Raw genomic sequence first — 5,561 nt, forward strand, 5'->3', positions numbered from 1 at the left:
CCGACAACGCGGCGGCGGGCAGCACCAGCCCCAACGCGGGGAGCAGGGCGAGGCGAGCCTGCGACCGGCGCCTCGTCGCGCGGCCCGCCGGCAGCCGTACGGACAGGGGACCGAGCGTCGTCATCGCGTTCCCCCGTCGTCCTTCTTGTGCTTGCTCTTCTTGCCGTGACCGAGGGCGGCGATGCCCTCCCAGATCTCCCGCGCGGCCGGGGCCGCCGTGGTCCCGCCCGTACCGCCCTGGGAGACGACGACCACCACGACATACTTGGGCTTCTTCAGCGGGCCGAAGGAGGCGAACCACGAGGTGTCCCGCCTGCCGTACGCCTCGGCGGTGCCGGTCTTCCCGGCGATCGGCAGGCGCTTGAACGCGTACCCGTCGAACGCCCCGGCGGCGGTGCCGGTGCGCGGCACGCCGGCCAGCGAGTCGCGGATGAACCGCAGCGTCTTGCGCGACGCGTCGACCTTGCCCACGACGGGCGGGGTGATCGTGCGGACCACGGTGCCGTCGGCTCGCACGACCTGCTTGCCGATCCTGGGGCTGAAGACCGTGCCGCCGTTGGCGAGCGCGGCGTACCCCCGGGCGAGCTGGAGCGGTGTCACCAGCACGTCGCCCTGCCCGATCGAGAAGTTGGCCGCGTCACCGGCCCACCAGACGCCACCGGAGCGGCAGTTGTCGGAGGCGAGCGCCTTGAGGTAGGCCGCTCGCTTGCGGTCGGACATCTCCGGATAGCCGGTCTTGGCGCGGCGGCAGGAGTCGGCCTTGGTCCGCTCCCAGTTGGCCTTCTTCCAGGCGCGGCCGGGCACCCTGCCCGCCGCCTCGTGCGGCAGGTCGACGCCGGTGGCGGTGCCGAACCCGAACTCTTCGGCCATCGCCTGCATCGGGTCCTTGGGCCGTTTGACCGGATTGAGCCCGCCGTCGCGCTGCCACATCTTCTCCGCGAACCGGTAGAAGATCGTGTCGCACGACACCACCAGCGCCCGGCGCATGTCCATCCGGCCGAGTTCGGCGCTCTCGAAGTTGTGGAACACCCGGCCGCCGATCTTGTAGCCGCCGGGACAGTCGTAGGAGGCCCGCAGCGAGTAGCCCGCCTTCGCCGCCGCGGCGGTCGAGGTCACCTTCCACGTCGAGCCCGGCGGCCACTGCCCCTGCACGGCGGCGCTGACCAGCGGCAGGTCCTCGTAGTCGCGCTGCGAGATGCCCCCGGTCCACACGCCCGGGTCGTAGGTGGGATAGTCCGCGATCGCCGTCACCCGCCCGGTCTTCGCCTCCAGCACCACCGCCGCGCCGCTGTCGGCGGGCTCGCCCCGCTTGCGCGCGGCGGTCACCGCCCGGGTCAGCGCCCGCTCGGCCACCTCCTGGACGCGCGCGTCGATGCTGGTCACCAGGGTGTCCCCGGCCACGGCGGCCTCCTCGCGGACCAGGCCGGTGACCTTGCCCGTGCTGTCCACCGCCATCTGCCGGATGCCGGTCCGCCCGGCCAGCTCGCGGTCGTACTCCGCCTCCAGGCCGTCGCGGCCGATCAGCTCCGGGCCGCCCTCGGGGTCGTCGGGGGAGGGCGGCTGCAGGTAGCCGAGCACGTGCGCCGCGGCCGAGCCGAGCGGGTAGGTCCTGACCGGCCGCAACGCCGTGCTGACGCCGGGGAACTCGCTCTGCCGCTCGGCGATCCACAGCGCCGTGCGCACGCTCACGTCGTCCGCGACGACGATGGGCTGGTACGGCGAGCCGGGCCAGCACGGCCGGGGCATGTTCGCGGAGCACAGCCGCGCCCGGTCGGCGATCTCCTGGTACGGCCGGCCCAGCGCCCGGGCGAGCCGGGTCAGCACGTCCTTCCCGCCGTCGGGCTGGTGGATGAGGGCCATGTAGTCCACCGACACCTGCGGCTTGGTCTCGTTGGCCACCAGCGGCCGGCCGCGCACGTCGAGGATCCGCCCCCGCACCGGCGGCAGCACGACCGAGCGCACCCGCGCCTCCGTGGCCGCCCTGACGTACGTCGGGCCGGTGACGACCTGGAGGTACCACAGGCGGCCGAGCAGGGTCAGCATGAGCGCGGTCACCACGACGAACACGAACGTGAGACGGGCGCGGTGGACGCTCCTACGCAAGCCGCCTCCCGGGCGCGTACGGATCGCGTGGTCTGTCCCGCGGTCTGCGCACCCGCCCGAACGACCGGCGGCGGGGCAGCAGGGCGAGCGCCGCGGTCACGAGCGCGGCCAGCCCGGCGGTCCAGGCGAGGGCGGCGGGCGCGAGGGCCGTGCCCCAGGGCGTCCCGTCGAGCAGGGCCGCGAGCACGCCCCCGGCGAGCGCCGCGCCCAGGGCCACGGCGGTGGCGACGACGGCCCGCCGTCCGGCCGTCGCGCCCGAGGTGAGCCGCGTGCACGCCCACCCGGCCAGGCACAGAACCAGGGCGAGCCGCCCGATGGTGTGGTCGGCGGGCGGCGCGATGTCGGCGGCCAGGCCCGCGGCGAACCCGAGGAACGCCTCCGCCCCTCCTCCCGCGGCGCCCCGCTCCGGCAAACCCCTGGCCTCCGGCCTGGGCCGCAGCAGCGGCGCGAGCGCGACGACGCCGATCAGCACGACGTCGGGCCCGCCGCCGGGCAGCGCCGACCCGTTGACCACGGCGACCTGGAGCACCGGTGCGACGAGGACGACGAGCAAGGACAGGATGACCGCCTTCATCACGCCCCCTTCGCTTTCTCCGTGCTGCTTTTGTCTGCGCTGCTCTTATCTGCGCTGCTCTTATCTGCGCTGCTCTTATCTGCGCTGCTCTTGTCCGCGCTGCTCTGGCCTGGGCCGCTCTTCGCCGGGGCCGCGGCGTCCGGCAGCGGTCCGAGGACCACGGTGACGAGGTCGAGCGCGGTGAAGCGGGCGAAGGGCCGCACGAGCGCCGTCCTGGTCAGCGCGTCCGGCGCGGGCTCGACCGCGACCACGGCGCCGATCGGCACGTCCGGCACGTACGGCCGCATGTCGCGCGAGCCCAGCGTCACCACCCGGTCGCCCGGCTTCACCTCGGCGGAGGGGTTGAGCAGGCTCAGCCGCAGCAGCCCGCGCTCGGGGACGCCGGTCACCAGGCCGACCTCCCGCGAGCCCTCGAGCCGTGCGCCGATCGAGGCGCCGGAGGCGGTGGCGAGCTGGACCGTCGCCGTACCGGGTCCGGATCGCAGGACCCGGCCGACCAGCCCGTTCCCGTCGAACACGGTCATGTCTCGGGCGACGCCGCCCTCGGAGCCGGCGTCGACGGTGACCGTGCCGTCCCGGCCGAAGCCGACGACATGAGCGGGCACGGCCCGGTAGCCGTCGGCCGGGGCGGGGGAGGGGGTCACGCGACGGGCGGCGAGCAGCTCGGCGCGCAACCGGGCGTTCTCGGCTTCGAGCTCGGCCACGCGCCGCTGCCCCGGCGCCCAGCGGACGCCGGCGGACGCCGCGTTCTCCAGCCCGCCGAACACGGCCGACCCGAACGCCCGCAACGGGTCGAGCGGCGTCAGGGTGTCGGCGACGATCAGGGCGACGGAGACGAGCGCCAGCAGCACGGGCGTCCGGCGTCCGGCGGCTCTCATCGACGCGTTTCGGGAAGGAACACGTCCTGCATGTCGTCGAAGCGCTCGACGCACCGGCCCGCGCCCTGCACCACCGACTGGAGCGGCTGGTCGACGAGGTGGATCGGCATGCCGACGGCGTCTCCGAGCCGTTCTGCCAGCCCCTCGAGCAGCGCGCCGCCGCCGGTCAGCACGATGCCGTTGTCGATGAGGTCCCCCGCCAGCTCGGCCGGGCACTGGTCGAGCGTGGTCTGCACGGCGTCGACGATCGTCTGGACCTGGTCCTCGATCGCCTCCCTGACCTGCGCCCGGTTGATCGTGGCGGTCTTGGGCAGGCCGGTCACCAGGTCGCGGCCCCGGATCGGCAGCGAGGTCTCGTCGTCGCCGCCCGGCAGCGCGCTCCCCATCTTGATCTTGATGTGCTCGGCCGTGCGCTCGCCGAGCATCAGGGAGTGTTCCTTCTTGACGTAGTTGACGATCGCCTCGTCGAGCTCGTCGCCGCCGACCCGCACGGACTTCGAGACGACCACCCCGCCGAGCGAGACGATCGCGACCTCCGTCGTGCCGCCGCCGATGTCCACGACCATGTTGCCGGTCGTGTCCCCCACGTTGAGCCCTGCGCCGATCGCCGCGGCCATCGGCTCCTCGATGATGTGGACACGGCGCGCGCCCGCCTCGTACGCCGCCTCCCTGACCGCGCGCTGCTCCACGCTCGTGGTGCCGCTCGGCACGGCGACGACGACCCGGGGCTTGGCCAGGTAACGGTTCTTGTGCGCCACCTGGATGAAGTGCCGCAACATGCGCTCGGCCGCGTCGAGGTCGGCGATCACACCGTCCTTGAGCGGGCGCAGCGTGGCGATGTGGGGCGGGGTGCGCCCGATCATCTCCTTCGCCGCGGTCCCGACCGCCACGATCCTGTCCGTGTGCAGGTTGATCGCCACCACCGAGGGCTCGTCGAGGACGACGCCCTTCTTGCGCACGTACACGAGCGTGTTGGCTGTGCCGAGATCGACCGCCATGTCCCGGCCGAGCAATCCCCACGGGAAACCCATCGCCGACCAGCTTTCAGAGAGGAGGGAGAGCACGCGTGATCGCTGCCCGGCGGCCCTGCCTCTAAACAGAACGGCCCCTCCCGTACGAACCGGACACGCTAGGCGACGCTGAGATAGAGGTCTCTCGCCAGCTTCGTCACCCGCTCCGCCGACTTCGTGAAGGACGCCCCCGAGGGCTGCATGGTGAGCACCACCATGATCAGCCGGTCGCCGATCACGCCAGTAGTGTGGAGCACCGGACGGCCGAAATCAACCGGGTTGCCGCCCATTGTGACCGCCCCGATACGGTGTGACGCCACCGTGGCGCGGATGCACTTCACGGGAGGAGCCGCCCCGTATCCCGACCATCCCTGCTTGATCGCCCAGGGCCGGGGGACGGCACGCGGAATCCCGAAGTACTGGTCGAAGCCGTCGCTCGCGCACTTCGACGCATCGCGCAGGTTGCCGAGGACGAAGTCGCGGACGCGGGGTTCGGCCCGCCGCAGCAGATACCGGTAGACGAGCGCGATGTCGGCCGCGCTGATGGCGGTGTAGCCCCAGAACCCGGGTTTGGCCGCGGGCGGCGGGGTGGTTTCGGTCAGGCCGATCCGGCGGGCCATGCGGCGGACGATCTCGCCCTGGCCGCCGCGCCGCCACAGGGCCGTCGCCGCGTCGTCGTCGCTGCCGCGCAGCATGGGCGTCAGGAGCGCCTTGTCCCGGGCGGGAACGGCGCCCTTGTGCCGCTCCAGGTAGTCGGTCGCGATGAGGATCTTCACCACCGACGCCGACCGGAACCGGTGGTGCTGCTGCCGCTGGACGACCGTCTTGCCCGTGGTCACGTCGACCACGGCGTACCCGGCCGTCACCCCGGCGGGCACCCGTACGGGCTTCGCGGGGGACCGGAGCGGACGGGCGGCCTCGGCCGCAGTCTCCCCGGTCGCCGGCCCGCTCGCCCCCGCCGTCGCGCTGCGGTCGGTGCCGGAGGATGCCGCGTCG

General features: G+C 73.4%; 5 protein-coding genes. All 5 read right to left on the bottom strand.

Features of this window, described 5'->3' with window-relative positions:
- Positions 1-120: 120 nt before the first annotated feature.
- Complete coding sequence (mrdA, locus tag AB0J39_RS37840; protein ID WP_363473772.1) at positions 121-2,103, bottom strand: penicillin-binding protein 2; 1,983 nt, start codon at positions 2,101-2,103, stop codon at positions 121-123.
- Positions 2,096-2,677, bottom strand: a complete 582-nt coding sequence (locus AB0J39_RS37845) for a hypothetical protein (RefSeq protein ID WP_363473774.1) — start codon at positions 2,675-2,677, stop codon at positions 2,096-2,098. The genes mrdA and AB0J39_RS37845 overlap by 8 nt, the downstream gene beginning before the upstream one ends.
- Positions 2,677-3,555, bottom strand: a complete 879-nt coding sequence (gene mreC, locus AB0J39_RS37850) for a rod shape-determining protein MreC (RefSeq protein WP_363473776.1) — start codon at positions 3,553-3,555, stop codon at positions 2,677-2,679. The genes AB0J39_RS37845 and mreC overlap by 1 nt, the downstream gene beginning before the upstream one ends.
- The gene (locus AB0J39_RS37855) at positions 3,552-4,586 is read right to left on the bottom strand and encodes a rod shape-determining protein (protein WP_363473778.1); all 1,035 of its coding nucleotides are present in this window, start codon (positions 4,584-4,586) and stop codon (positions 3,552-3,554) included. Before AB0J39_RS37855 ends, mreC begins: the two co-directional genes overlap by 4 nt.
- 98 nt (positions 4,587-4,684) lie before the next feature.
- Positions 4,685-5,561, bottom strand: an 877-nt coding sequence (locus AB0J39_RS37860) for a hypothetical protein (RefSeq protein ID WP_363473780.1), incomplete at its 5' end; no start/stop codon positions are given.

The sequence above is a fragment of the Microbispora sp. NPDC049633 genome (genome assembly GCF_040675265.1).
Classification (GTDB): Bacteria; Actinomycetota; Actinomycetes; order Streptosporangiales; family Streptosporangiaceae; genus Microbispora; species Microbispora maris.

Bases quoted from the DNA above. Each gene is read 5' to 3' on its own strand.
- AB0J39_RS37845 (WP_363473774.1), bottom strand. From the start codon at position 2,677: ATGAAGGCGGTCATCCTGTCCTTGCTCGTCGTCCTCGTCGCACCGGTG.
- AB0J39_RS37855 (WP_363473778.1), bottom strand. From the start codon at position 4,586: ATGGGTTTCCCGTGGGGATTGCTCGGCCGGGACATGGCGGTCGATCTC.
- mreC (WP_363473776.1), bottom strand. From the start codon at position 3,555: ATGAGAGCCGCCGGACGCCGGACGCCCGTGCTGCTGGCGCTCGTCTCC.